Source organism: Burkholderia sp. S171, from assembly GCF_009766085.1.
GTDB lineage: Bacteria > Pseudomonadota > Gammaproteobacteria > Burkholderiales > Burkholderiaceae > Caballeronia.
On the sequence record NZ_LMUF01000064.1, the window covers coordinates 32,108 to 56,546 of the forward strand.

At 59.3% G+C, this 24,439-nt stretch carries 25 protein-coding genes; 17 read left to right on the top strand and 8 right to left on the bottom strand.

Annotated features, from left to right (window positions below; genetic code table 11):
* Together GSQ93_RS35000 and GSQ93_RS35005 are read right to left on the bottom strand one after the other, a co-directional pair.
* Positions 1-1,336, bottom strand: a 1,336-nt coding sequence (locus GSQ93_RS35000; RefSeq protein WP_158940521.1) for an APC family permease, incomplete at its 3' end; no start/stop codon positions are given.
* A gap of 89 nt (positions 1,337-1,425) precedes the next feature.
* Entirely contained in the window at positions 1,426-2,271 is an 846-nt protein-coding gene (locus GSQ93_RS35005) for a carbon-nitrogen hydrolase family protein (RefSeq protein ID WP_158940523.1), read from the bottom strand.
* Positions 2,272-2,400: 129 nt separating this feature from the next.
* Here GSQ93_RS35005 and GSQ93_RS35010 point away from each other — a divergent pair, with 129 nt between their 5' ends.
* Positions 2,401-3,261 (top strand): response regulator transcription factor, encoded by an 861-nt coding sequence (locus GSQ93_RS35010; RefSeq protein ID WP_158940525.1) that lies wholly within the window; start codon positions 2,401-2,403, stop codon positions 3,259-3,261.
* Positions 3,262-3,322: 61 nt separating this feature from the next.
* Here the strand turns inward: GSQ93_RS35010 and GSQ93_RS35015 are convergent, their stop codons facing one another.
* Both GSQ93_RS35015 and GSQ93_RS35020 read right to left on the bottom strand, forming a co-directional pair.
* Positions 3,323-3,712, bottom strand: a complete 390-nt coding sequence (locus tag GSQ93_RS35015; protein WP_158940527.1) for a 4-oxalocrotonate tautomerase family protein — start codon at positions 3,710-3,712, stop codon at positions 3,323-3,325.
* Positions 3,713-3,757: 45 nt separating this feature from the next.
* Positions 3,758-4,174 carry a MarR family winged helix-turn-helix transcriptional regulator gene (locus tag GSQ93_RS35020; protein ID WP_158940529.1) on the bottom strand — a complete coding sequence of 139 codons (417 nt, stop codon included), beginning with the start codon at positions 4,172-4,174 and terminating at the stop codon, positions 3,758-3,760.
* A gap of 198 nt (positions 4,175-4,372) precedes the next feature.
* Between GSQ93_RS35020 and GSQ93_RS35025 the strand changes: the two genes are divergently transcribed.
* From GSQ93_RS35025 to GSQ93_RS35070, 10 genes are all read left to right on the top strand, one after another.
* The gene (locus tag GSQ93_RS35025; RefSeq protein WP_158940531.1) at positions 4,373-4,642 is read left to right on the top strand and encodes a hypothetical protein; all 270 of its coding nucleotides are present in this window, start codon (positions 4,373-4,375) and stop codon (positions 4,640-4,642) included.
* A gap of 104 nt (positions 4,643-4,746) precedes the next feature.
* A complete protein-coding gene (locus GSQ93_RS35030) occupies positions 4,747-6,879 on the top strand; it encodes a phosphocholine-specific phospholipase C (RefSeq protein ID WP_158940533.1) in 2,133 nt (710 codons plus the stop codon).
* A gap of 316 nt (positions 6,880-7,195) precedes the next feature.
* Positions 7,196-8,443: a threonine--tRNA ligase gene (gene thrS, locus GSQ93_RS35035; protein ID WP_158940534.1), complete on the top strand. Its 1,248-nt coding sequence runs from the start codon at positions 7,196-7,198 to the stop codon at positions 8,441-8,443.
* 313 nt (positions 8,444-8,756) lie between these two features.
* Positions 8,757-9,488 (top strand): GntR family transcriptional regulator, encoded by a 732-nt coding sequence (locus tag GSQ93_RS35040; RefSeq protein WP_158940536.1) that lies wholly within the window; start codon positions 8,757-8,759, stop codon positions 9,486-9,488.
* Positions 9,488-10,525, top strand: a complete 1,038-nt coding sequence (locus GSQ93_RS35045; RefSeq protein ID WP_158940538.1) for an ADP-ribosylglycohydrolase family protein — start codon at positions 9,488-9,490, stop codon at positions 10,523-10,525. Before GSQ93_RS35040 ends, GSQ93_RS35045 begins: the two co-directional genes overlap by 1 nt.
* Before the next feature lie 75 nt (positions 10,526-10,600).
* On the top strand, positions 10,601-12,040 hold the full coding sequence (locus tag GSQ93_RS35050) for a cytosine permease (protein ID WP_158940540.1): 1,440 nt from the start codon (positions 10,601-10,603) through the stop codon (positions 12,038-12,040).
* Complete coding sequence (locus GSQ93_RS35055) at positions 12,037-12,987, top strand: PfkB family carbohydrate kinase (protein WP_158940542.1); 951 nt, start codon at positions 12,037-12,039, stop codon at positions 12,985-12,987. Before GSQ93_RS35050 ends, GSQ93_RS35055 begins: the two co-directional genes overlap by 4 nt.
* 101 nt (positions 12,988-13,088) lie before the next feature.
* Entirely contained in the window at positions 13,089-14,129 is a 1,041-nt protein-coding gene (locus GSQ93_RS35060) for an NADP-dependent oxidoreductase (protein ID WP_158940544.1), read from the top strand.
* A 110-nt stretch (positions 14,130-14,239) separates the two neighbouring features.
* Positions 14,240-14,476 (top strand): antitoxin, encoded by a 237-nt coding sequence (locus GSQ93_RS35065; protein ID WP_158940546.1) that lies wholly within the window; start codon positions 14,240-14,242, stop codon positions 14,474-14,476.
* Positions 14,476-14,877 carry a type II toxin-antitoxin system VapC family toxin gene (locus GSQ93_RS35070; protein WP_158940548.1) on the top strand — a complete coding sequence of 134 codons (402 nt, stop codon included), beginning with the start codon at positions 14,476-14,478 and terminating at the stop codon, positions 14,875-14,877. Before GSQ93_RS35065 ends, GSQ93_RS35070 begins: the two co-directional genes overlap by 1 nt.
* Positions 14,878-14,910: 33 nt before the next feature.
* Here the strand turns inward: GSQ93_RS35070 and GSQ93_RS35075 are convergent, their stop codons facing one another.
* Positions 14,911-15,501: a GNAT family N-acetyltransferase gene (locus tag GSQ93_RS35075; RefSeq protein WP_254074222.1), complete on the bottom strand. Its 591-nt coding sequence runs from the start codon at positions 15,499-15,501 to the stop codon at positions 14,911-14,913.
* 240 nt (positions 15,502-15,741) lie between these two features.
* On the opposite strand from GSQ93_RS35075, the gene GSQ93_RS35080 reads away from it, so the two are divergent.
* Positions 15,742-15,945: a hypothetical protein gene (locus GSQ93_RS35080; protein WP_158940973.1), complete on the top strand. Its 204-nt coding sequence runs from the start codon at positions 15,742-15,744 to the stop codon at positions 15,943-15,945.
* A 39-nt stretch (positions 15,946-15,984) separates the two neighbouring features.
* On the opposite strand, the gene GSQ93_RS35085 is transcribed toward GSQ93_RS35080, so the two are convergent.
* Positions 15,985-16,908 carry a LysR family transcriptional regulator gene (locus GSQ93_RS35085; RefSeq protein ID WP_158940549.1) on the bottom strand — a complete coding sequence of 308 codons (924 nt, stop codon included), beginning with the start codon at positions 16,906-16,908 and terminating at the stop codon, positions 15,985-15,987.
* A 122-nt stretch (positions 16,909-17,030) separates the two neighbouring features.
* Here GSQ93_RS35085 and GSQ93_RS35090 point away from each other — a divergent pair, with 122 nt between their 5' ends.
* The 4 genes from GSQ93_RS35090 to GSQ93_RS35105 all read left to right on the top strand — a co-directional run bounded on the left by GSQ93_RS35090 (position 17,031) and on the right by GSQ93_RS35105 (position 21,569).
* Positions 17,031-17,996, top strand: coding sequence for a zinc-binding alcohol dehydrogenase family protein (locus GSQ93_RS35090; protein WP_158940550.1), 966 nt, complete (start codon positions 17,031-17,033; stop codon positions 17,994-17,996).
* A gap of 4 nt (positions 17,997-18,000) precedes the next feature.
* Positions 18,001-19,248, top strand: a complete 1,248-nt coding sequence (locus GSQ93_RS35095; protein ID WP_158940552.1) for a multidrug effflux MFS transporter — start codon at positions 18,001-18,003, stop codon at positions 19,246-19,248.
* A gap of 266 nt (positions 19,249-19,514) precedes the next feature.
* On the top strand, positions 19,515-19,733 hold the full coding sequence (locus tag GSQ93_RS35100; protein ID WP_158940554.1) for a hypothetical protein: 219 nt from the start codon (positions 19,515-19,517) through the stop codon (positions 19,731-19,733).
* Positions 19,734-19,967: 234 nt separating this feature from the next.
* A complete protein-coding gene (locus GSQ93_RS35105) occupies positions 19,968-21,569 on the top strand; it encodes a peptide chain release factor 3 (RefSeq protein WP_158940556.1) in 1,602 nt (533 codons plus the stop codon).
* A 231-nt stretch (positions 21,570-21,800) separates the two neighbouring features.
* On the opposite strand, the gene GSQ93_RS35110 is transcribed toward GSQ93_RS35105, so the two are convergent.
* Positions 21,801-22,196: a hypothetical protein gene (locus GSQ93_RS35110; protein ID WP_158940558.1), complete on the bottom strand. Its 396-nt coding sequence runs from the start codon at positions 22,194-22,196 to the stop codon at positions 21,801-21,803.
* Between the two features lie 112 nt (positions 22,197-22,308).
* On the opposite strand from GSQ93_RS35110, the gene GSQ93_RS35115 reads away from it, so the two are divergent.
* Positions 22,309-22,497, top strand: coding sequence for a hypothetical protein (locus GSQ93_RS35115; protein ID WP_158940560.1), 189 nt, complete (start codon positions 22,309-22,311; stop codon positions 22,495-22,497).
* Between the two features lie 875 nt (positions 22,498-23,372).
* Here GSQ93_RS35115 and GSQ93_RS35120 read toward each other — a convergent pair.
* A complete protein-coding gene (locus GSQ93_RS35120) occupies positions 23,373-24,164 on the bottom strand; it encodes a transporter substrate-binding domain-containing protein (protein WP_254074240.1) in 792 nt (263 codons plus the stop codon).
* Positions 24,165-24,439 lie beyond the last annotated feature (275 nt).

The following is a 24,439-nucleotide window of genomic DNA, read 5'->3' on the forward strand; positions in this document are numbered from 1 at the left end:
CCGCCACTTCCGGCGGGGCTTGCCGGAACAATCGCGTGATCCAGCACAGGTACACCAACCCGATCACGAACCAGATTGCGCCTAGCACCAGCGCTGTCTTCTCAAGGCTCGCCAGCAGCCAGATATCCGCGATCGCACCGATCAGCGGAAACACCAGCCCGCCGATCACGCCAATCTTCTTGTCACCATGATCCCCCGACAAATAGATCCTGACCACGCAAAGATTGACGGCGGTGAACGCGAGGAACGCGCCGAAGTTGATGAAAGACGTTGACGTCGCCACGTCCAGCTTCAGGGCGATCAAACCCACAATGCCCGCGATCGCGATGTTGATCGCCGGCGTCTTGAACTTCGGATGGATGAAACCAAACACGCGCTTGGGCAGGATTTCATCGCGACCCATGGCGTACAGCAGACGTCCGACGCTAGCCTGTGCCGAGATGCCCGACGCGAACTGCGCGAGGATCAGGCCGGCCAGGAAGACGGTCACGAAGATATCGCCGCCGATCATCTTGGCGACTTCGAACGCGGCCGAATCGGTGTCCTTGAATTCCACGCCCGGATGCGCAAGCTGCATCGTATAAGCGGCCAAAACGAAGATCGCGCCACCTATCAACGCGATCCACAAGATCGCACGCGGCATGTTCTTTTTCGGGTCGATTGTCTCTTCAGTGAGCGTGGAGACTGCATCGAAACCAAGATACGAATACGCGGCAATGGCGGCCCCGGCCATGGTCGAGGCGAACGGCACATGGCCTTTGAAGAACGGTTCCGCCAACGCAATCCCGCCAGGACCTGCCGCAGCCGATGCATAGTGCCAGCACAACACGACAAACAAACCGACAATCGCCAGTTGCACGACCATCAACACAATATTGAAGCGCGCGGCCAGTTCAATCCCCACAATGTTCAGCGCGCTCGTCAAGACGATGAACGCGACGATCCAGATCCACGTGGGCACGGTCGGGAACGCGGCGTTCAGATAAGCCGCGCCGATCAACCAGATCACCATCGGCAGGAAGAAATAGTCGAGCAGCGTTGCCCAGCCGACCAGGAAGCCCAGATGCGCATTGAAGGTCTTGCGTGTGTAGGTATAAGCGGAGCCTGCCACCGGATAGAGCCTTGCAAGCTTGCCGTAGCTCAGCGCCGTGAAGGCGATAGCAACGAGGGCAAGTAAGTAGGCGAGGGCGGCGGTGTCATCGCTTGCTTTGGCGAGCACGCCATAGGTGCCATATACGATCAACGGCGCCATATAGGCCAGGCCGAACAGCAATACGGACGGCAAGCCGAGTGTGCGTTTCAGATGCGACTGCGCGGCTACGGACGAGTCTTGCATGATATCTCCGGGACTTTCGACAGGCGTGGGCGGGCGCGTCTGGAGCACGGGCTCCGGACGATTCATGTGCTACGGAACTGCTGAAAACTTCAGTCGATCAAGCGACGGCGCTCTTCGATCAAAAGCGCACGTGATCCATTTGCGTTATCGACCGGCGTGAGGCCGAGCGGCACGCGTGCATCGTTCAAATAACGATAGTGCTCACGGCTGGCCTCCAGCCGCTTGAAGTCGATATCCACGCTTAGCAACTTTTCTTGCGCACCCGCCGCAGCAACGATCTCGCCGAAGGGATCAACCAGCGCGGATTCGCCGGGGAAGGTGAGGTTGTCGTCGCCGGTGCCGCAGCGGTTCACCATGAGCGCGAACATCTGGTTTTCCATTGCACGCGCGGTAATGGCCCGCCGATGCACCGGGCCGAACGGATCCATGTTGCCGTTGGTGACGATCAGCAGGTCGGCATCGAGCGCGGCGACCGCACGGGCGGTCTCGGGAAACTCGATGTCGTAGCAGATCAGCAGTCCGACCGTGATGCCGTTCCACAAGCATGTTTCGAAGCGATCACCCGGCGTGAACACGCCCACGTCCGACGCCCACAGGTGCGTCTTCCTATAGCGCAGCGTGATCTCTCCTTTGTCATCGACCAGTACGGTCGTGTTGTAGAATCGCGCGCCTTCGCGTTCGGCCAGGCCCACCGCGACCGAAACTCCAGCGCGTCGTGCAGCGTCGCGTACGGCGGCCAGTGCAGGGCCATCAAGCGACTGCGCGACGTCCGCGACGTTTTCCCGCGTCGGAAAACCGGACAGGGTTGCTTCGGGGAACACGATCAGCTTCGTGCCCCCGGCGATATCGGCGCGGCAGATTGTTTCGATGACCTTGCGGGTGTTGTGCCCGACGTCGCCATCGACGAGCGCGAGTTGTGCGAGTTCTGCCTGCATTAAATCCGTCTCCTTCCAGATACCTTTCAAGGGCATTATTCGAGTGCCCACGTTTTCGTCCGGACTATTATCGAGGCATTATTTTTGTCCAGGAATTACCCACCAGGGTTACCCTTACCGGAGGAGACGATGGAGTTTCAATGGCATGATCTCGCGTTCCATAGAGAGATCGGTTCAGCCATCGACGCACTGGACGGCCCGCATTTCTGGGCTCGACTTACGCGGGTGCTCGAGCGGCATATCAGCTTCGACAGTTGGGTTGCGCTGCGTTTTGCCCGCAACGGACCGCCGCTGGTCTGCGCTGAGCAGGCGTTGCCTGACGGCAAGATCGACCTGTTGTTCCAAGATTATCTGGCAGCGCTTTACCAGCTCGATCCATTTTATCTGGCCGCCTTTGAGCAGCGGGTCTCGGGTTTCTACACGCTAGCCGATGTCGCGCCCGACAACTTCAAGATGACCGAGTACTACCAGCGCTACTTCAAGAAAAACATTGTTGGCGACGAAGTGCATTTTAATGTTTTGATCGACGCCAATCACACCATGGGGTTTTCACTCGGCAATATGCGCCGTTACGACGAGCGTGAAGTGGCGTTGCTGACGTTGTTCTCGCCTTGGGTGCTCGCCTTGATGCAGCAGCGCTTGCGATACGAAAATTTCGGTATGGTGCCAGGAGCTTCCGACGCCGCGGAGGGCGGGCAACACGATCTTCCCGCGCGGTTCGGGATGCTCACTGAGAAGAGCGGGCGCGGTGCATTGACGGCGCGCGAAATTGAAGTCGCCATGTTGTCGCTGAGCGGATTCTCATCGCGTGCGATTGCGGAGAAGCTGACCATTTCGTTCGAGACGGTCCGCGCGCACAAAAAGCATATTTATTCGAAGCTCGGCATTGGTTCGCAATCAGAGTTGTTTGCGCTGTTCTATGAACCGGGGTTGCACCCGTTTGCGGAAGGTTCGGAGGGGGACATAACGACGCCCGCGGGGCATCGGTGATGTTTCGCTCGCGCCAGCAGAATGCCGAAAGATCAGCCGGCCGCCGGTGCGAGCGAAAAATTCAATGATGGTAGCGGTACTCCTGCGTGCGCCCGCCGTATCCATACGAAGCTGCCCTGACATCTTCAACATGGATATAACTTTCTTCATGCAGATCGCCCAATATCCTGCCGAACCCTTCATAAACCGCCGAGATGTACCGTGCTTTCTCGTCCTTGGTATTCGTTTCGTCGGTGATCTTGATATCGAAATAGAAACTGGATTTCTTCTGCTCGCTTAGCAGCCGGCCACCAATGACCCAGCTATCCGGGTTAATGAACTGAATGGCGATCGCCGTCACCTCTCGCTTCTTGCCCAGGATACTGGAGGTCAGTTCAAGCAACATGTCCGATATGGCAGCAACAGCCTCGGGTGATTTTTCAATGCTTACCTTCACGTTTAGAATCGGCATTTCTCATCTCCAATTAGTTCGCTATACAACTATTTAGGAAAAAAATCAGTCGAGGCTCGACCGTGCATCTTTCACGCTTGCGACCGTGGTCGCAAAGCGTTCCTCACCGAGTTCAGCCTTCAAACGTTTGGTGACCGCAGCACTTGCAGCGTTCAACGAATCCTTGATTCGCAGCGCCTCGTCAGTGGGATGAATCGCGGTCTCACGTCCGTCGGATGCGGTAAGCCGGCGTTCGATAAACATCAACTTCTGCAAACCGTCCAGTGTCCGCGTTGCAGTGGATCGTGAAATGGCCAGTTCAGAGGCCAACTCGCTTTGCACGATGCCAGGTTTCGCCAGCACCGCGCGCAGCATGAAACCCTGCGGCGGGGTCAGGCCAAACGCCTTGTACGCGTTCGCCCACTCGCGCTCGAGGCTTCGCGCAAGTGCCGTTGTGTTGAAGTAAATGCAGTGATCGAACATGAACACACTGTAGAAGAAAATGATTCGCTATGCAACTAGTTTTGATTTCCCAATATGCAATACGTAAGCTAATTGACAGACTTTGCTTCTCACCAATCCTTACCGGATATTTCACAAAACTTTCTTGAATCGTCTGCAGACTGGCGTCCGCGATGCAACGGAAACGTTTGCGCGTATCCCCGAACAAGCGGAGACAGCATGAGACGAACCGCGATATTGGCATTGACAGCACTGGCAACGTTGACGCTCGCCGCCTGCGGACCGGACGATCAGGCGGGCGTTAGCGCCACGCAACAAGCCTCGGCTAACGCGTCGTTGCCAGCCAGCGCCGTTGAGCCGGTTGTGCTGGCAGCACCGTCCGACGACCAGGCCGCGAGCAGTCCCATTGCGGCCGCTCAGGCAAGCCTCGCGGCAGACGCGCAGCAGGTCGCGCCCGTGCTCCACTCCGCGCCTGCTTCATCCGAGTGAGCCTGCAAGCAACGCTCGCCCTTGAATAAAAATCCCCATCCTGATCGGCTCCTTCGACCGGGACGGCATTGCCGCAACATCATGACGCCACGAGGTGAATCAAAATGACATTGAATAGCCGCCGCCGTTTCCTGCAGACCGTTGCTACTTCAGCCGGCGCCGCCGCTGCGCTGACGGTGTTCCCCGAGTCCATTCGCAAAGCGCTCGCCATTCCGGCGTCAGGGCGCACCGGATCGATCAACGACGTTGAACACATTGTCGTGTTCATGCAGGAGAACCGTTCCTTCGATCACTACATGGGTCACCTGCGAGGTGTACGCGGATACAACGACCGCTTCCCGATCCCGCTGCCCAGCGGCCAACCGGTGTGGTTCCAGCCATCGAAGGAAGATGCGACGAAACCCGTGCTGCCGTTTCACCTGAATACGCTGACGACCAGTGCGCAATGCATAGGCGACCTGGACCACTCGTGGTACCCGACGCACTACGCGATCAATAACGGCCGTTACGACCAGTGGCCCGCGTATAAGACCGATATGACGATGGGTTATCACCTGCGCAGCGACATTCCGTTTCACTACGCGCTCGCCGATGCCTTCACCGTCTGCGATGCCTACTTCTGCTCGCTGCCCGGCCCGACGCATCCGAACCGCGCGTACCTCATGACGGGGATGGTTGATCCCACGGGCACGAAGGGCGGCCCGCTGCTCGACAACAATGACTATGTGGATGGCGACGGTCCGCCGCAATATCAGTTGCTCTCCTGGACGACCTATCCGGAACGTCTGGAAGCGGCCGGCATCACGTGGCAGATCTACCAGCAAGGCCTGACCGGCGCTGATCCGCTGAACGGCAATTACGGCACCAACGTGCTGCAGAATTTTGCGAACATCATCAATGCGCCGCAAGGCTCTTCGCTGCAGTTGCGCGCGAACGCCGTGCGTACGATCGATGACCTGAAAGCCGACGTGCTGGCGAATAAATTGCCGCAGGTATCGTGGCTGTGTCCGCCCGCCGCGTACTCGGAGCATCCGAAATACACGCCGGCTTACGGGGCGGAATACACGTCGACAATTCTGGATGCGCTGACCGCTAATCCGGAAGTCTGGAGCAAGACGGTATTGTTCATCATGTACGACGAGAACGATGGTTTCTTCGATCACCTCGTGCCGCCGCAGCCGCCTATGTCGCGCGCGCAAGGTTTGTCGACGGTGACCACCGAGGGCGAGCTCCATACGGTCGTCAATCCGGGGCGGGGTGGCAGCTACACCGCCGACGGCCTGCCGTATGGCCTCGGCCCGCGTGTGCCCATGACGGTTGTTTCACCATGGACGAAGGGCGGTTTCGTTTGTTCGCAAGTGTTCGATCACACGTCGGTGATTCGTTTTATCGAAGCGCGCTTCGGGGTGATGGAGCCGAACATTACGCCGTGGCGTCGTGCGGTATGCGGCGACCTGACCACGGCCTTCGATTTCCGCACGCCCGATGCGCAAATGCCGGTGCTGCCCGACACCAGCAACTACAAGACGATCGCGGACAATCAATGTGCGACGCAACCGGCGCCGACGGTGCCGGCCGTGCCCGGCGTGATCGATCCGCAAGAGCCCGGTACCCGTTTCGCCCGCGCGCTGCCCTACGAGTTGTATGTGCAAAGCAGTCTCGATCCGGACTACAAGGCACTGACGCTTCATTTCGCCAATACCGGCTCGCAGGGCGCGCATTTCTATGTCTATTCATCGAACCGCACTGACGGTCCGTGGCGCTATACCGTTGAGGCGGGCAAGACTTTGCGCGACAGCTTCGACATCAACAGAACGGCGGGCATCTACGCGTTCACGGTCTATGGTCCGAACGGATTCGTGCGCGAGTTCGCCGGTACGTTGACGCCGCCGGGTAGCGGCAGTCTGTCCCATCCGCCGGCTGACCCCGAATTAGCGGTGCAATACGATGTCGCGAACGGCAACGTGTCCGTGAAGTTCACGAACCGGGGCCGCGGCATTGCGCACTTATCGGTAGCCGATAACGCCTATGGTGCGCGGCCGCGTTCGGTGTCGGTGCCTTCGTTGGGGTCGACGGAAGCGTCGTGGGTTCTGGCCGCGAGTCACCATTGGTACGACCTGAGCGTCACGAGCAACGAAGATCCCACGTTCTTGCGCCGTCTTGCGGGTCACGTTGAAAACGGCCGGCCGAGTATCAGCGATCCGGCCGCTGTTGCTCCGGTGACGACGCTCGCTTAACGCAGGGGTAGCCAGCGCGAACCCGGTACGTGTCGTCCAAAACGTCCGGGTTCGCGTCGCTAGAAGATTCATCGTTTTCCAATAACGATATTGACGGCAAGCACTAAAGCCCTTTATTGTTTGCCACATGAACTCGCATTTCTTCACCCTCACGACCGCGACTACCACGACCACCATCTCAGGCGGGTCGTCTGGAGGCCGTGCGCGATAAAGTATCGAGGTGCGTTTTTCAGAAGGCCCCGCCGGAAACGGACGGGGCCTTTTGCGTTGTGCAGCCCCCTGTCCGTTACGGCTCTTGAATTTAACGGAGAGCATTGTGGACGATATCGATCATCGGCAGTTAGGTAACAAGCTTGACCTGTTCCATCAGCAGGACGAAGGACCCGGAATGGTGTTCTGGCATCCGCGTGGGTGGGAGCTTTATCGCGTAGTGGAGGATTACATCCGGAGTCGAATGCGGGGCGCGGGGTTTCGTGAAGTGCGTACGCCGCAACTGCTGGCGCGTTCGCTTTGGGAACGCAGCGGGCATTGGGAGAAATTTCAGGCGGGCATGTATTCGGTGAACGGCAGTCAGCATGAGGCTCATGGTGAAGCCCAGGATGAAGCTCACGACGGCCAGCCTTATTGCCTGAAACCCATGAGCTGTCCTTGTCATGTGCAGATTTTCAATCAGCGCATTCGTTCTTATCGTGACCTGCCGATCCGATACAGCGAGTTTGGCGCGTGCCATCGCGAGGAGCCTTCGGGGTCGCTCGAGGGATTGAAGCGCACGCGCGCTTTCACGCAAGACGATGCCCATGTGTTCTGCACGGAAGATCAGGTGGAAGCCGAGGTAGGGCGGTTTTGCGACTTGCTTCGCGCGGTCTATGCCGACCTTGGCTTCTCGACGTTCCGCGTGCAACTGGCTACGCGTCCGGATCAGCGGGCAGGCGATGACGCGGTCTGGGATCGTGCGGAAGAGGCGCTTGCGAAGGCCGCGACGTCCGCCGGCCTGACGTTCGATGTGCGTCCGGGGGAAGGGGCTTTCTATGGCCCGAAACTCGAATTCCATCTGATGGATAGCCGTGGCCGTAGCTGGCAGTGCGGCACGATCCAGCTTGACTTCGTGTTGCCGGATCGACTCGATGCAAGCTTCGTCTCGTTCGAGGATGAACACGTTCGCCCGGTGATGATTCACCACGCGGTCCTGGGCAGCATGGAGCGGTTTATCGCGATGCTTCTTGAACATCATGAAGGTTGGCTGCCGCTGTGGCTTGCGCCCGACCAGGTGACGGTGGCAACGGTGTCAGATGCCAGCGCGGGCTATGGTCAACGCGTGATGGACTTGCTCGATGAAGCGGGACTCAGGGCGGTGTTCGACGACAGGCCTGAACGGCTTGAACGAAAGATTGTTGATGCACGCGAGCAGCGGATCCCCGTTTTCATCACGGTGGGGGCACGCGACCAGCGTGACGAGACTGTGTCGCTGCGACTTCGGGACGGAACGCAAAGCACCTTCCTCATTCGAGAGGGTATCGAACGTTTGCGTGAGATGAGTCAAACGCCCGCCAAAGCACGATCGTAAAAATAGGGAAGGAGCCGAGAACCGGCTCTTCCCTGCGCGCACCTCGCCGTTCATCCATCATCTAGCGTGACTCCAAGGGTTTCCCCTCATTAATTCCTGCTTGACCATCGCAATATGACGTTCTAAATTATGTACATGTTCCTACATGTTCTTTTTAGAGGTTCATAAAAGGAACAAGCAACGCGGATTAAAACCGTACGGATGCCTGGAGCTTTCAATCAGGTTTCAGGCGTCGCTTTTTAGCAAAACATGTGCATACTTGTGCTTTACAGAGATTAGACCTTTCAAATCTCATTGGCACAGGAGTCACACCATGGTTAAACGAGCAGTAAAAACCGCAGAGGTCGGACGCTCGAAGGCACATATGGTTGCCGCTACGATCGAGCAGGAAATCCTCACCGGGCGTCTGCCGTTCGGGCAGCAACTGGAAAGCGAGAACGAGCTGGTCGAGCGTTTCGCGGTCAGCCGTAACACGGTTCGCAAGGGGCTCGACCTGCTGACGAGCGGTGGCTTGATTACGCGCAAGGGCGGTATTGGTTCATTCGTGACGTTCAACGGTCAGGCACTTGACGGGACGCTTGGCTGGACCACCGCGATAGAAAAAGCGGGCGGCGCGCAAACCCGTTTGCTGCAGATTGCGCTGATCGAAGACGAGGCGCTTGCGCAGGAGTTGAAGCTTGAGCGCACAGCCTTCGTGGCGATCGACCGGATGCGCGTGATTGGCACCGACACCGACGCGCAGTGCATTTCGCTCGAACGCAGCCGCTTGCCGTTCAACGACGACCTCGCCGCGTTGCCGCTGGAAGGGCTCGTAGGGGGATCGCTGAACCGGACGTTGATCGAGCACGGCATGGTGCCGCATCACGGCGAGCAATGGGCCGAAGTGGTCGGACTGGAAGCGGCCGATGCACGCCTGCTCAAGCGTCGTGCCGGCACTTCGTTCCTGCGTTCGCGACGGCTCACGCGGGACCGGGATGAACGGATTATCGAATATGTCGTGAGCTTGCTGGACCCGGCTTTTTTTGCACTACACCTGGAATTCTGATGTCTTCGTCTTTGCTTTTGAATCACACCACGTTGGCGGATCGCGCACGCGGCGCCTTCTACGGTCTTGCACTCGGCGACGCCTTCGGCATGCCGACCCAGTCGCTTAGCCGCGAGCGGATCGTCGAGCAGTTCGGACGGATCGACAAGCTGGAAAACGCGTTTCCGGATCAACCGATCGCGCCGGGTCTTCGGGCTGGCTCCATCACCGACGACACGGAACAAGCGGTCCTCGTTGCGCATTTGCTGGCCGACGGCCACGGCAAGATCGAACCGATGGCGTTCGCGCATGCGTTGATCGAATGGGAAGCGTCCATGAAAGCGCGCGGTTCGCTCGACTTGCTGGGGCCATCGACGAAACAGGCCATCGTGCGCATTGCCGCCGGTGAAGATCCGCTGCGTACGGGCCGTTTCGGTACGACCAATGGCGCGGCCATGCGCGTGACGCCGGTCGGGATTGCGTTTGACCTGAGGCGCCAGGACCTGTTTATTGATGCCGTCGTGCAGTCGTGCGTCGTGACGCATAACACCACGCTTGGCATTTCGAGCGCGGCGGCGGTGGCGGCAGCGGTATCGGCCGGACTGAACGGCGCGAGCCTGATTGAAGCACTGGAAGCCGGCATTTCGATGGCCGAGGCCGCCGAGAGCCGAGGCTTCTGGGTGGCGGGCGGGCGCATTGCACCGCGCATTCGCCATGCACGTGAGCTGATGCGCAACTGCGCCGCGCACGAGGTGGCGGACACGATCTATGACGTGATCGGCACATCGGTGGCATCGCAGGAATCGGTTGTGGCGACGTTCGCGCTGGCCTTTGATCTGGATGCACGCAACAGCACGATCGAAGCCGCCCTGGGGGCTGCGGCGAGCCTGGGCGGGGACACCGACACGATCGCCGCCATGCTCGGCGCGATCCTCGGCGCGTGCGCCGGTTACGACGCGCTGCCGGCCGGTCCTATCGAGATTATTCGACGCGTGAATTCGCTCGATCTAGAGCCGCTGGTCGACCGCTTGCTTGGACTGCGCGCCGCGGCTGCCTGACACGCTTTAACCCGCGCTTTAACGCACTTTTTTCGCAGCACCCGCTGTACCCTCTAATCTGGAGATCGGACTCAGATGGCTTCGTCACGCACGTCAAACAGCGCTCGCCGAGTCGAGACGCGTGGTATTGAACCCGTACCGGAAGGCGAATGTCATGGGCATCCGCTGCAGCTTTTCTGGGTCTGGTTCGCCGCCAACATCAGCATCCTTGGACTGCCGCTCGGCGCGACGCTGGTTGCTTTCCAGCATCTTGCGATCTGGCAGGCCGCGCTTGTCGCGGTGATCGGTGCGGCGGGATCGTTCGCGATCGTCGGCGTAATCTCGATCGCCGGACGGCGCGGGCATGCGCCGAGTCTCACACTGTCGCGTGCGATCTTCGGCGTGCGCGGCAACATTGGGCCGACTATCGTTTCACTGTTGTCACGGCTCGGCTGGGAGACCGTCAACACGACCACCGCGGCGTACGTGCTGCTGTCGCTGGCAACCATTGTGTTCGGCACGCCGGCGGAAGCCAAGAACGCGCCGGTGCTGACGCTTGTGTTCATCGCCGTGTTCGTGGTGCTGACGATGATCGTGTCGGGGCTCGGTCACGCTACGCTGCTCGTGATCCAGAAGTGGTCCACGTATGTCTTCGGCGTGCTCAACTTGCTGGTGGCCGGCTTCCTCGTGACGGCGATCGACTGGCATGCGGTGTTTAACGCAGCGCCTGCGCCGTTGAGCGCTGTCATCATCGGTATCGGGACGATTGCAGCGGGTACCGGGATTGGCTGGGCTAACGCGGGCGCCGATATGTCGCGCTATCAGGCACCGACGGTCAAGGGACCGGCACTGGTGGCATCCGCCGCGTTCGGCGCGGGCATTCCGCTGATCCTTCTCGTCACGCTGGGCGCGCTGCTGTCAGTGGGCAACGATCATCTCGCGTCAGCCACAGACCCAATCGCCGCGATCCGCGAAATGTTGCCTACGTGGATGGCTATCCCGTACCTGATCACAGCGTTCGGCGGTTTGCTGCTGTCCAACTATCTGTCCGTGTATTCGGCGGGTTTGACGACGCTCACACTCGGCCTGAAGGTGAAGCGCGTGCAAGCGGTGGTGGTCGATGTCGTGGTGATCTTTGCCGGCTCGATCTACTTCATGCTGATTGCCGGGAGCTTCTATGGTCCGTTCATCGGCTTCATTTCACTACTGGCGGTGCCTATCACGGCGTGGGTTGGTATCTTCGTGGTGGATCTGATTCATCGCCACGAATACTCCCCGACCGACTTGCTCGATGTCTCCCCGCGTAGCGCCTACTGGTACAAGGGCGGCATTGAATGGCGTGCATTCGGTGCGTGGGCGCTGGCGATCGTGCTGGGTTTTTGTTTCCTCTCCACCGGTGCAATCCACAGCATATTCGCGGACTCCTGGTTTGGACGCAATGGCCTCGGATGGATCGTGACGTTCGTCGTGGCAGCAGGCCTATACGCCCTGTTAGGCGGTGCACGCGGTGCAGCTAAACGTTGGAAGACAGCATGACCCAAGCAGACTTACAGCAGCAGGCATCGAGATTGATTCATACGGGGCAGGTGATTGTCGATCTGGTCATGCAGATCGATACGCTACCTGCGCCCGGCGGCGACGTGCTCGCGCACAACGCAAGCTTCGAAGTAGGCGGCGGTTTCAACGTGATGGCCGCAGCGCGACGCAGCGGCATGCGCGTGGTGTATCCGGGCGGTCATGGGCATGGACGTTTCGGCGACATGGCACGCCAGACGTTAGCGCTGGAAGGTGTGGAGATTGCGGGCCCCGAAGTCGCGGACCAGGACACCGGCTTGTGCGTTGCCATTGTCGATGCATCCGCCGAGCGCACGTTCGTCTCGTACATGGGCGCGGAAAGCGTGCTCGAGCGGCACGTGCTCGATGCGCTCTCGGTGAACGCGCACGACATTGTTTATGTCAGCGGTTATAGCCTGATGCTCGCGAACAAGGGCGCTGTGCTTGTCGACTGGCTTGAGCAACTGCCTTCGGAAACGCGTGTGGCTTTTGATCCGGGACCGCTGGTCGATGCGATCGATGCAACGTTGCTTGCGCGCATGCTCGCCGTCGTATCAATCTGGACGAGCAACCGCGTGGAAGCATTGCGTTTCGCCAAGACCGACAATTTCGATGCAGCATTTGATTCGATCATCGCGAGGTTGAGAAACGGCGCGCTCGCCATCGTGCGCGATAGTGCTTCGGGCTGTCATCTGCGCGTGGGTGAAACGCGCGACCACGTACCGGGCTTCGCGGTAAAAGCAGTCGACAGCAACGGTGCCGGCGATGCTCACGCGGGCGTGTTCCTGGCCGCGCTTGCGACCGGTGTCGATCCACGAACGGCCGCTCGTCGCGCGAACGCTGCGGCGGCGATTGCCGTGACGCGTTACGGACCTGCAACGTCGCCGGATGCGGCGGAGATCGATGCGTTCATCGCGTCGAATGCTTAGGCAAGTTAAGCGAATCCCCAGCGTCTAACCGCGCGGTGAAAGCGCGATTGTGCCAGCGCGTATATGCTCAGTTTCCCCGCGATGCATCCTGGAGAAACCGCATGACCTCAGCTACCGCTCGACAAATCGTGTTGGCCTCGCGTCCCGCCAGCGGCCGCGCCGCGCTCTCTGATTTTCGCCTCGAAGAAGTGCCCATCCCCGTGCCGGGTGAAGGGCAGGTGCTGCTGCGTGTGGACTATCTATCGCTCGATCCGTACATGCGCGGCCGCATGAACGACGCACGTTCATACGCGAAACCCGCACAGATCGGCGAGGCGATGCCCGGCGAGAGCGTGGCGACGGTAATTGAATCAAACGACGCAACACTCCCGGCCGGTGCCCAGGTGCTCGTGAACGCGGGCTGGGTCAGCCACGCGGTGGCCGATGCCCGCGACCTGAGTCCATTATCCGCAGACGGCATTGCGACGCGCGCTTATCTTGGTGTGCTCGGCATGCCGGGCTTCACGGCTTATGCCGGCATGGCGGCGATCGGCAAGCCGAAGAGCGGCGAGACGGTGGTGGTCGGCGCGGCGAGCGGCCCGGTGGGCTCGCTCGTGGGTCAGCTTGGCAAGATCGCCGGCGCCCGCGTCGTGGGCATTGCGGGCGGTGCGAAGAAGTGCAGCTATGTGGTGGATGAACTTGGCTTCGATGCCGCCATTGATCATCGCGCGCCCGACTTCGCCGATCAGTTGGCGAATGCATGTCCCAAGGGTATCGACGTGTATTTCGAGAACATCGGCGGCGCGGTGTGGAAGGCTGTGCTGCCTTTGCTCAATCAATACGGCCGCGTGCCCGTCTGTGGATTGATGGCGCAGACGTCGGGCCACAATGCTGATGCAGACGATGGCCTCGCCGCGACCATGCGCGCGATTCTGACGCGCAGCCTCACGGTGCGCGGTTATATCAACTATGAGTTCCTGCCCGAGTACCGGGACGCTTTCCTGCGTGATGTCGGCGGTTTTTTGCGTGCGGGTCAGGTGAAGCATCTGGAGGACGTCACCGTGGGGTTGGAGAACGCGCCGCAAGCGTTCCTTGACATGATCGACGGCCGCAATTTCGGCAAGGTGCTGGTGCGGGTGTCTGAGGAAGCGAAAGCCCGATGAACGTTGTTTGTGTATCCCGTCTTTCATTGATGAGATATTGTACACACGTGTATTTACATTGAGGGCGTTTGCGACTATAGTACATCCAATGTACACACAAGGAGTTCGCTATGCCCACCACGAAAGTTTTCCGAAATGGAAATTCGCAGGCCGTGCGCATTCCCGCCGAACTGGCCTATGACCGTATGGATATGGAAGTCGATATCGAACGGGTGGGTGACGAATTGAGGATTCGACCGGTACGTCGATCTCTGGCGGGCGTGCTGAAAACCTTTGCGAAATTCGGACCGGATTTCACAGTGGAAGGTCGTGATGAACACGAGCAGACGGACCGCGAGGATTTGTAATGCCGCTTTATATGCTCGACACGAATATTTGCATCTACCTGATGAAAAACCAACCCGAGCAAGTTGCTCGACGTTTTGAGAAATGTTATTTCGGCGACGTGGTCATGTCTGCTATCACGTTTGCCGAACTGGAATACGGTGTGGCGGTTTCAGCTAATCCAAAGCGTGAACAACGCAATCTTGTGGCGCTGACACAAGACATTCGAGTGATGCCGTTTGACGCTGCGGCAGCGACCGCCTACGGCCCTATCCGGGAAGCAACACGCGAACGGAAAAAGGATCATCTCGACAAGCTGATCGCTGCGCATGCCTCCGCGTTAGACGTAATTCTGGTTACCAACAACGAACGCGATTTCGCGCACTATCCTGGCGTTAAAGTTGAAAACTGGCTAAACGCGTAATCCGATGGCGGTCCGCGCCAACGCATCCACCGCTTAGTCTTTCGGGTTCACCAGCGACGTCAGCACGTGATCCGCCCATTGCCCGTCGATCTTGAGATACGCCTTGGCCAGCCCTTCGTGCTCGAATCCAACGCTGGCCAGCAGGCGCCCGCTGCGATCATTCTCCGGCCGATAACTTGCCATAACACGATGCAGCCCGCAGGCATCGAAGATAAAACCCAGCGCCGCAGCGAGCGCCTCACGCATCAGCCCGCGTCCCTCGTAATGCTGGTCGATCGAATATCCAAGATGGCATGCCTGAAACGGCCCCCGCACGATGTTCGTGAAATGGCAGTCGCCAATCAGCACATTGCGGCGTTCGCTCGAGAAAATCAACAGATGCAGCGCAGTACCGGCAGCCATTGCATTTTCCATTAACGCCATGCGTTCATTCGCGGCTTGCATGGTGAAGAACGAGTCTTCCCGCAACGGCTCCCAGTGGTCCAGATGCGCGCGATTGGCGAGCCGGTAGATCAGCAGCGCGCCGGTGTACTGACTGCTAGCCGGACGCAGAACAACACGCTCTGTTTTCATGCCCTCCGGCGGAAATTGCGCCATGGCGCGGTGCTCGGCTTCGATTGCCATAAGCGGTGACACCCGTCCTTGATTGTGTTCAACGGCAATGCAGGGAACAAATAACAACGAGACAACCACAATACCGCGACGAATCAAAGCCAGCTTTTCGTGTGATGAAAAGAGGCAATATTTCCCTAAGCAGTGCATTGGATTGTGTCGTTTTCCGTCACCAGCCCTAAATTCGGACTGGCAAAAGATAGGTAAAAACCCTTATAATTCTCAAAGTGAAAGACTCAAGGAACTTTGGAAATGCCCCGCCGCTTTATGATTGTCGAGCGCATCGCTTTCGCGTTGCTAACCATGTCTGCCGTTGCGGATGCTGGCTTTATCAGCTACGAAAAGAGCCCGAACTTCAGGGATAACATCCATGAAATCGTTCGCGTGAGCAAAGAGGTTTCGCTCATGTATCCGGCGACCGGCAATGACCCGTGGATGCCGCTGGCTTCCAGCTAACGTACGCAGAAAGCGCTCAAGCTGAAGTCTAAAGCGCGCTTATCGTGCTGCCGGGCGCTCCGGGTCAAGCGCTGCTTCGCTAAACGCCTCCTGTACGAAATCAAGAAAGACGCGCACGCGTGGCGACAAATGCCGCCGATTCGCAAACACCGCATATAACTCGATTTCATCGCAGTGATAGGGCGCAAGGCACTCAATCAGCCTGCCCGCGCGCAAATCGTCTTCTATGTCCCACAGCGCCTTCAGCGCAAGGCCGCGGCCTTTGAGAGCCCAGTCGTGGAGCACTTCACCGCTCGCGGTAGACAGCGTGCCGCGCACCTGAATCTCACGGCGCCGGCCATCTTCCAGGAATAACCATCGGTCGAAAACACGCTGCCCGCGCACGAGCCGCAGGCAATCATGCGTGGCGAGATCGGCCGGCGTTGGCGGCGTGGCGTGCCGCGCCAGATACGCTGGCGCCGCGCACACAATGCGCCGGCTCGACAGCAGTTTCTTCGCAATCACGCCGGTATCAGCCGGTAAGCCGATGCGCAACGCCACGTCGAGATTGTCATCGATCACGTCCAGCCCGATATCGGACAGCACGAGCCGCACCTCGACTTCCGGATACCGGTCCGAGAACGCTTCGATCAGCGGCGCAATCTGCTTGCGCCCAATCTCCGACGGCGCGCCGATGCACAACAAACCTTGCGGCACGCGGGCCTGAGCGCTGATCTCGGCCTCGGCGTCGTCGACAGCGTGCAGGATGGCGACTGCGCGCTCATGAAACAGTGCACCTTCCACCGTCAGGTCGAAGCGCCGCGACGTCCGCGTGACGAGGCGCACGCCCAGACGCTTCTCCAGCGCGGCCAGCCGCCGGCTCATGGCGGCGGTCGATCCGTCGGTCCGGCGCGCCGCCGCCGAGAGGCTGCCGGCGTCCACCATCTGCGCGAACAGGCGCAGGTCGTTGATTTCATCGGGCATCGATTAGATCCATCTTGATTCCGTCCATCTTTCCACTTGACGCAACGATTCTATGCGGACAGATGTCTTTTCGCCACGGGCAGGCACGGCAATAATGCGGACATGACAAAGGAGGAATCATCATGAAAGCACTGCGCTTTAACCAACACGGCGATCCATCGGTCCTTTTCACCAGCGATTTGCCCGTGCCTGCGCCGTCGGGTGATGAAGCCGTCGTACAGGTCTTCGCGGCATCGATCAATCCGAGCGACGTAAAGAACGTGCAAGGGCGCATGAGCCAGACGACGCTGCCGCGCACCCCCGGCCGCGACTACTCGGGCGTGGTTATCGCCGGTCCTGCTGAATGGCTGGGCGTTCAGGTGTGGGGATCGGGCGGCGACGTGGGTTTCACCCGCGACGGCACGCATGCTGAACAGGTCGTCGTGCCGGTTGCGAGCTTGCGTCGTAAACCGGTCAATCTTACGTTTGAGGAAGCATCGGCAATCGGCGTGAATTTCATCACCGCGTGGTGCGCCGTGGTGGAGGCAGCCCATTTGCAGGCCGGCGAGAGCATCGCGATCATCGGGCTGGGCGGCGTGGGCGGGGCGGCAGCGCAGATCGCGAAACGTATCGGCGCGAAGGTGGTGGGCGTGGCGCGCGGAGCGGCCGCGACCAGTCCCTACGTCGATGCCATGGTGGACTCGCAAGCCCCCGACGCCATAGAACGGATTCGTGAGGCGACGAATGGCGGCGCGTCCGTCGTATTCGATACCGTGGGCGGATCGATGTTCGAAACGGCCTTGCATATGCTGAAGGTGGGCGGACGGCTGGTGGAGATATCGGCGTCGGATCGTCGCGAAGTCACCTTCAACCTCGCGGATTTCTATCACAACGAGAGCCGGTTGATTGGCGTCGATACCTTGAAGCGCGACCTGGTTGCGTCCGCGCAGATGCTGGAAGCGCTGCGTCCCGGCTTCGAAGACGGCAGCTACAAGGCGCCGGCCATCGCGCACACCTTCGCGCTGGAGGATGCGCAAGCCGCCTACCAGGCGGTGGCGGAGGGCACAAAGGGCCGCGTCGTGCTGACACCGCAAACGAAGCGGAACTGACGCGATGCAACGCTGGCGACTCGCGCCGCACTCCATCCTGTTCGCTGTTTTTCTGGGTGCGCTGGCTGCATTGCCACCCATTTCCATTGATATGGCGTTGCCGGCGCTTGGCGATATTGCAAACACTTTGCATGCGAGCGCGAGTCAGGCGGGGCTTACGCTGAGTCTCTTCATGGCGGGTTTTGCAGTCGGTCCAATCGTATACGGTCCTCTTTCCGATGCACGCGGCCGCAAGCCTACGCTGCTGCTCGGCCTTGCATTATTTACCGTGGGCGGGATTGTCTCAGCGCTGGCACCAGGCATCGCCATGTTGCTGGGCGCGCGCCTCGTGCAAGGCATTGGGGCGGGCGCTGGGATGACCGTTGCGCTGGCGATCGTCCGCGATTTGTTCGAAGGCAACGCGATGCAGCACCGGCTCGCGGCCATCACGGTGGTCGCGAACGTTGCACCAATTGTCGCGCCCTCTATTGGCGTTGGCTTGCTGGCGGCGATTGAATGGCGGGGAATATACGGCGTCATGGCGGTCTGCGGGCTGGTAGCCGCGCTCGCCACGTGGGCCGGCCTGACGGAATCAGCGCCGCAGCGGAGCAGCAGTTTCGCCCTGTCCAGTCTCCGCGATGGATATCGCCGCGCGCTGACGCATCGCGCGGTGCTGGGGCATATTCTCATCAACGGCTTTGGGTTCGGCTGGATGTTCGCGTACGTCGCCGGTTCGCCGCTTGTGCTGCTGCATATCCTGCACGTCCGGCCGATCATCTATGCCGCGATGTTCGCCATGACCGGCGCGGGTATTGTCGCGGGCGCAACGCTGAACGGTTTTATAGCCGCGCGCGGTGTTGAATCGCGGCGCATTCTCGCCACCGCCATTTGCACGACCATTGCGGCAACGCTCGGGTTGATTGCACTGAGCGTGTTGCATTACGCCTCGTTGATCACCCTCATGCCCTTGCTCGTGGCGAGTACTTTTTGCTTCGGGCTCGCGGCGCCCAGTGCCGCACGCGGCGCGCTTGATCCCATTCCGGAGTTGGCGGGCGTGGCGGGCGGCTTGCTGACATCTATACAGATGCTGTGCGGCGCGGCGTCCAGCTCATTCGTTGCAATGCTGTTTCCAGTGCTCGGCATTTTCGCGATGAGCGGCGTGATGATTGCCTGCGCGTTGCTCGCGGGAATAGTGTGGATCTGGCTCGGGCAGCGAGGCGGAATCGAGACACCTGCAGCCGTTGCCGATGCAAATTCAGCATCGCCGGTTTGAAGACAGTGAAACGCGGGTCGGTGATCGGCCCCTGCAATTGTTAAGCAACGTTATGTGTCGACATCGAATTTCATGCACCGACATAAACGGGGGACAGGGTGCCACTTTGTGCACCAACCGAAGGAATCCTTTGCACAGGAAAATTTTTTGGACGCCGTCAGTTTTTCTTTGAGTTCGTGTCAACACACTTCGCGATGAGACGTTAAACGGGTACACGCGACGTCGTCGCCGCGTAGTCGTTAATCAACCTTAAGGGTCTCACTGCCATGAAAAAACAACTCGTTGCTGCGACGCTCGTCGCTTTGTTCTCCGCTGGCGCATTCGCACAAGCTTCGGCACCGGCTCCGGCGCCCGCAGCAGGTCCGGCTATGACGGCTGACGCTGCAGCACCGGCTAGCGGCGCACACAAGAAGCACCATCACAAGAAGCATCACAAGCACGCAGCATCGGCTACGGCAATCCCGTCGTCGGCAGCTAAGCCCTAAGCTTTTATCAAGCTTTACGTTTTAAGCTTAAAAGTTTTAGCGTTTTCGAGAAGAGCCCCGATCCAATCGGGGCTTTTTTCGTTTGATTTCGTTTTGATTTCGTTCGTAGCGGCAAGCCCAGCCCGGGGCGAGCAGACCCCCCTCGTGTATCATCCACACCACGCGGCTTTTTCGGGCCATTTTTCGGGCAATTCCCTGCCCGAATGCTCAACCCCACAGCTCTTTCCAGTACCGATGTCAATCTCCGAACTCAAACGGCGCCGCACCTTCGCGGTCATTTCCCATCCTGACGCGGGCAAGACCACGCTGACCGAAAAGCTGCTGCTGTTTTCGGGCGCGATCCAGATTGCAGGCACCGTGAAGGGGCGCAAGAGCAGCCGCTATGCGACGTCGGACTGGATGGAAATCGAAAAGCAGCGCGGCATTTCAGTCGCGAGCTCGGTCATGCAGTTCGAATATGGCGATTGCGTCATCAATCTGCTCGATACGCCGGGCCACGAAGACTTCTCCGAAGATACATACCGCGTGCTGACGGCAGTGGATGCCGCCGTGATGGTGATCGACGGCGCCAACGGCGTTGAAGCGCAGACGCTCAAGCTGCTTGAAGTCTGCCGCAGCCGCCGCACGCCGATCCTCACGTTCATCAACAAGCTCGACCGCGAGGTACGTCAACCGCTCGACCTGCTCGATGAAATTGAACAGCACCTGGGCGTGGCGGCCGTGCCGTTCACCTGGCCGATAGGCATGGGCAAGGAATTCCAGGGCGTCTACGATATTGCGCACGATCAGGTGCGGGTATTCCGTGCTGGGCAAGATACCGCCGGCGGCGCGGTTGAAACCGTGCGTGCGCTCGACGATGCCGACGGCGAGCGTCGCTTCGGCCCGAGCTGGGCGCGCGCGAAAGAAGAAATCGACTTGATCACGGGTGCTACGCCCGCGTTTGATCGCGCTGCGTTTCTCGCAGGTGAGCAGTCGCCGGTATTGTTTGGATCGGCGATCAACAACTTCGGCGTGAAGGAAATTCTCGACGCGCTCGTCGAGCTCGCGCCGCCGCCGTCCATGCGCATGTCCGTGCAACGTCCGGTGCTGCCGGAAGAGCCGCGTTTCACCGGCGTGGTGTTCAAGGTGCAGGCGAACATGGATCTGGCGCACCGCGACCGCGTGGCGTTTATTCGCGTGTGCTCGGGACATTTCGAGCGCGGCATGGCGCTGAAAGTGACGCGCACCAACAAGACCTTCCGCGCGAATAACGTGGTGACGTTCCTGTCGCAACGCCGCGAGACGGTGAGTGAAGCGTTCCCCGGCGATATCATCGGCATTCCGAATCATGGCACGCTGAGCCTCGGCGATACATTGACTGAAGGCGAGTTGTTGCAGTTCGTCGGCTTGCCGTTCTTTGCGCCGGAAATTTTCCAGACGGTGGAAGTGGTCGATCCGATTCGCGCCAAGCAGCTTGGAGAAGCGTTGCGTCAACTCGGCGATGAAGGCGCAATCCAGGTCTTCCGTCCGGTGCTTGGCGGGTCGACTATTCTGGGTGCGGTCGGGCAGCTTCAGTTTGAAGTGGTGTCGCACCGGTTATCGGCGGAATATAAAGTCGATGTGCGGATCATGCCGGCGCGGTATCGCATGTCGCGATGGGTTACGTGCGACGATGCAGCTGAATTGCGCCGCTTTACCGATGCGTATTCGGCTCGCATTGCACTCGATGCGTCGAATGCGCCGACGTATCTCGCTTCGCATGTATCGGAAATCGATGTCGCGAAGAAGGCCTGGCCGAAGATCGTTTTTAATGAACTGCGCGAGCATTCCGGAGCGCCGTTTCAGAAGTCGATTTGACGGGGGCACTGCTCGCGGTAGTGGCCGAGGCGCATCGTGCGCATCCTGGTCAACCCGCGCAAGCAGACCGCTACACGATGGCCGCATAACGCCGGAATTAGCCGGTTTTTACGCACATAGGGCCCTTCGCGCGGAGGGCTTTTTTTCGTCTGTAAAGTCCGCGCGAACGCAAATGGCGATAGCAGCGTCGCATAAGCCCAGCCACGAGCGACGCGGTTACCTGGAGCCGCTTTACTTGACGTGTTCAACTGACTTGCAGACCACGACCAATTCCGCTCCGATAGACGGCTCTAAAACAAGCACGATCAATTTCCGCTGCCCGATCTCAGTTGCGAAGTGTGCGGCTTGTTCATCCGTCATTGCGTATTCCCAGCTATCGCGGCTCGCTGCCCAATTGATACGTTCGCGGATATCGTCCGGCTGAAATTCCCTCTCGGACGAAATTAGCAAACGTGAAGCGACGTTCTGCAATCCCATCTCGCCAAGCCGGAACACCGACACATCCTCGCAACGGACAACCGCGACTTCACCGCTCACAAGCTGGAAATTGAGCCGCAAGCGGCGCTCGTCTCGGGTGTAGTGCAGGCCAATAAATTCGGCGTCGTGGTAATTCTTTTTCGTATTCATTTTGTTTGTCTCTGCTGCGTTACCACGGGAGGAGTGAGAAACTACGTCCGGTCTCGCGGTTGAGTTCACCCAACGGGCCGGGTGGCCCGTAGTTATGCGCGTGCGGAACCCCTTGACCGTGATCGTGATCGAAGTCGAAATCGACAACGGGCGCGCCCGTATCGCCGTAAAGGCGCATTTGCCCGCTTCCGAGGTTCGTGTACCACGTTCCCGGCTCGCCACGGTTCGGCGTTTTCGCAATGTTGAAACTATCGCCAAAGCTTGGAATATCGCCAAGCTCAAACGGCGCGGCATTGCCTAACGGCGTTAGCCGCGCGCCGAGCTTTGATACTTCGCCAAGGTCTAAAACGCCTTCGTCCTCGGGCGGAAAATTTGACGATGGAAACGACGACGCGACAGCGGAAGCGACGGATTCAACAGCTGATGCAAGAAGTCAGCCCGCCACTTGCAGACCACGCCGCAAGGTTTCGCGCGCCCGCTTCGGCAATTGTTTCAATGTGTCGGAACGGAGTGATCGCCATCTCCGACGCTCGCACGCGTTCATCGACTGCTTGCGTATAGCTCGTAAAGTCGGCGGCATGCGCTGCAGACCTGTCCGAATAGGCTTTAACTCGTTGCGCTAAGTCGTCGTCTTGGCAATCAACATATTTACGCGTCGGAACGAAGCCGTCATGCGCAATGTAGGCGGGTTCCGCTCGGAGAATCACGACCGACCCGTCGAGAACGCAGCGACATAAACACGTCACGACCTCCCGTGGGCTGTCTTCCCATTGCCCGGAAAGATGCCACGGCATTGATTTCTGTAAAAATGCTTGAATCCTGGCTACTACTTCAGTTTGAGAGGCCCAATGTCTTTCGTTCCGATCTGCACAGTTCCGCGCCCGCTTCGAGCGCGTCGAGCTCCGTTTCGTAGCGCTCTCCGGGCGACAAATCTGTCGGCCCGCACAGCATGTATCGGTAACGTCCGTGCTTGAACAATTCCACGCGCATCTTTTTTGTCTCCTGTTTTTTAGGCACACGCGAAACGTTAACGCACTTCTCCGAACCCGCGTCTCAAAATAACGGGTGCGCATGGTCATCGGTTCGGGCTATGACAAACGGAGTAACGCGCGGATAGCATCGATGCACCGTAAGACGGACCTAGCGGACAAGCGGATGCCGGGGTCCGCAACAAACTCAATCCGTGCTCTGCGCCATCTTTTGCGGCAATGGCACGTGCAGCCACTTCTCCACGATACCGTTCAACTCGCCGTCTTTCTTGGCTTCAGTCAGGATCGCATCGACCTTCGCCATCAGCTTCGGCTCGTTTTTGTTCAGCCCGACGTGACACGCCGACTCGTGAATCACGTACTTGAGCGCAGGTTTAGTCGGCGCCGATGCCGGCAAGGTCGCCGCAATCTTGTTAGCCACGAAGTCGCCCGTGCCCACCAGCGGCACCTGACCCGCGAGGTAAGCGGAGATCATGCCGCTGTTGTCCTCGAAGCGCTTGATGGTGGTGGAGGGCGGCACGCTTTTCGTCAGCATCAGGTCTTCAAAGGTACCGCGAGCAACACCCACCGTCTTCCCGGCCATATCCGCCGGACCGTCAATTTTCATATTCACGGGACCGTACACGCTATTGTTATAAGGCGAATACGACTGTGAGAAGTCGATGACCTTGTCGCGCTCCGCGTCGCGGCCAAGGGTTGAGATAACCAGATCGACTTTGTTCGTCTGCAGGTACGGAATGCGGTTTGCGCTCGTGACCGGCACCAGTTCCAGCTTGGCGCCGAGTTTCCTCGCAAGCAGCCCGGACACGTCGATATCGAGACCCTCTAGTTGCATGCTCGGACCGACCGATCCGAACGGCGCGAAATCCTGCGGTACGGCCACGCGCAGCACACCGCGTTTTTCGATGTCATCCAGTGCTTCCGCGTGGACCGGCGTCAAACGGGCGAACACGCTGAGCGCGACTGCGCCAAGCGTCATCAACAACTTCGAAGTTTTCATGTTTCCCCTGAAACGTGGTGTGGTCTGTCTACGTTGATCGTCCGGTTATTTGCCGGAGAGAGGCGGAAGCGCTTGGCTCGCGACATCGCAAAGTCTAGTAGCAAGTCCTTTGTTTTTTAAACGATTCAAAATTCACGGGCGGCGGAAAGAAGGAGCGGGGCAGCGCAACCGCGTTTTCCGATGGGGCCACAAATAAGTACGGACTTCGCAGGTTCCCTCAAGCCCGAACGACGGCCTTGACCCCGGATAGGTAT

Bases quoted from the DNA above. Each gene is read 5' to 3' on its own strand.
- GSQ93_RS35070 (WP_158940548.1), top strand. From the start codon at position 14,476: ATGCCGCTTTATATGCTCGACACGAATATTTGCATCTACCTGATGAAA.
- GSQ93_RS35030 (WP_158940533.1), top strand. From the start codon at position 4,747: ATGACATTGAATAGCCGCCGCCGTTTCCTGCAGACCGTTGCTACTTCA.
- GSQ93_RS35050 (WP_158940540.1), top strand. From the start codon at position 10,601: ATGGCTTCGTCACGCACGTCAAACAGCGCTCGCCGAGTCGAGACGCGT.
- GSQ93_RS35100 (WP_158940554.1), top strand. From the start codon at position 19,515: ATGAAAAAACAACTCGTTGCTGCGACGCTCGTCGCTTTGTTCTCCGCT.
- GSQ93_RS35040 (WP_158940536.1), top strand. From the start codon at position 8,757: ATGGTTAAACGAGCAGTAAAAACCGCAGAGGTCGGACGCTCGAAGGCA.
- GSQ93_RS35110 (WP_158940558.1), bottom strand. From the start codon at position 22,196: ATGAATACGAAAAAGAATTACCACGACGCCGAATTTATTGGCCTGCAC.
- GSQ93_RS35010 (WP_158940525.1), top strand. From the start codon at position 2,401: ATGGAGTTTCAATGGCATGATCTCGCGTTCCATAGAGAGATCGGTTCA.
- GSQ93_RS35045 (WP_158940538.1), top strand. From the start codon at position 9,488: ATGTCTTCGTCTTTGCTTTTGAATCACACCACGTTGGCGGATCGCGCA.
- GSQ93_RS35060 (WP_158940544.1), top strand. From the start codon at position 13,089: ATGACCTCAGCTACCGCTCGACAAATCGTGTTGGCCTCGCGTCCCGCC.
- GSQ93_RS35085 (WP_158940549.1), bottom strand. From the start codon at position 16,908: ATGCCCGATGAAATCAACGACCTGCGCCTGTTCGCGCAGATGGTGGAC.
- GSQ93_RS35055 (WP_158940542.1), top strand. From the start codon at position 12,037: ATGACCCAAGCAGACTTACAGCAGCAGGCATCGAGATTGATTCATACG.
- GSQ93_RS35075 (WP_254074222.1), bottom strand. From the start codon at position 15,501: ATGGCAATCGAAGCCGAGCACCGCGCCATGGCGCAATTTCCGCCGGAG.
- GSQ93_RS35080 (WP_158940973.1), top strand. From the start codon at position 15,742: ATGCCCCGCCGCTTTATGATTGTCGAGCGCATCGCTTTCGCGTTGCTA.
- GSQ93_RS35105 (WP_158940556.1), top strand. From the start codon at position 19,968: ATGTCAATCTCCGAACTCAAACGGCGCCGCACCTTCGCGGTCATTTCC.
- GSQ93_RS35065 (WP_158940546.1), top strand. From the start codon at position 14,240: ATGCCCACCACGAAAGTTTTCCGAAATGGAAATTCGCAGGCCGTGCGC.
- GSQ93_RS35005 (WP_158940523.1), bottom strand. From the start codon at position 2,271: ATGCAGGCAGAACTCGCACAACTCGCGCTCGTCGATGGCGACGTCGGG.
- GSQ93_RS35015 (WP_158940527.1), bottom strand. From the start codon at position 3,712: ATGCCGATTCTAAACGTGAAGGTAAGCATTGAAAAATCACCCGAGGCT.
- GSQ93_RS35025 (WP_158940531.1), top strand. From the start codon at position 4,373: ATGAGACGAACCGCGATATTGGCATTGACAGCACTGGCAACGTTGACG.
- GSQ93_RS35095 (WP_158940552.1), top strand. From the start codon at position 18,001: ATGCAACGCTGGCGACTCGCGCCGCACTCCATCCTGTTCGCTGTTTTT.
- GSQ93_RS35120 (WP_254074240.1), bottom strand. From the start codon at position 24,164: ATGACGCTTGGCGCAGTCGCGCTCAGCGTGTTCGCCCGTTTGACGCCG.
- GSQ93_RS35090 (WP_158940550.1), top strand. From the start codon at position 17,031: ATGAAAGCACTGCGCTTTAACCAACACGGCGATCCATCGGTCCTTTTC.
- GSQ93_RS35020 (WP_158940529.1), bottom strand. From the start codon at position 4,174: ATGTTCGATCACTGCATTTACTTCAACACAACGGCACTTGCGCGAAGC.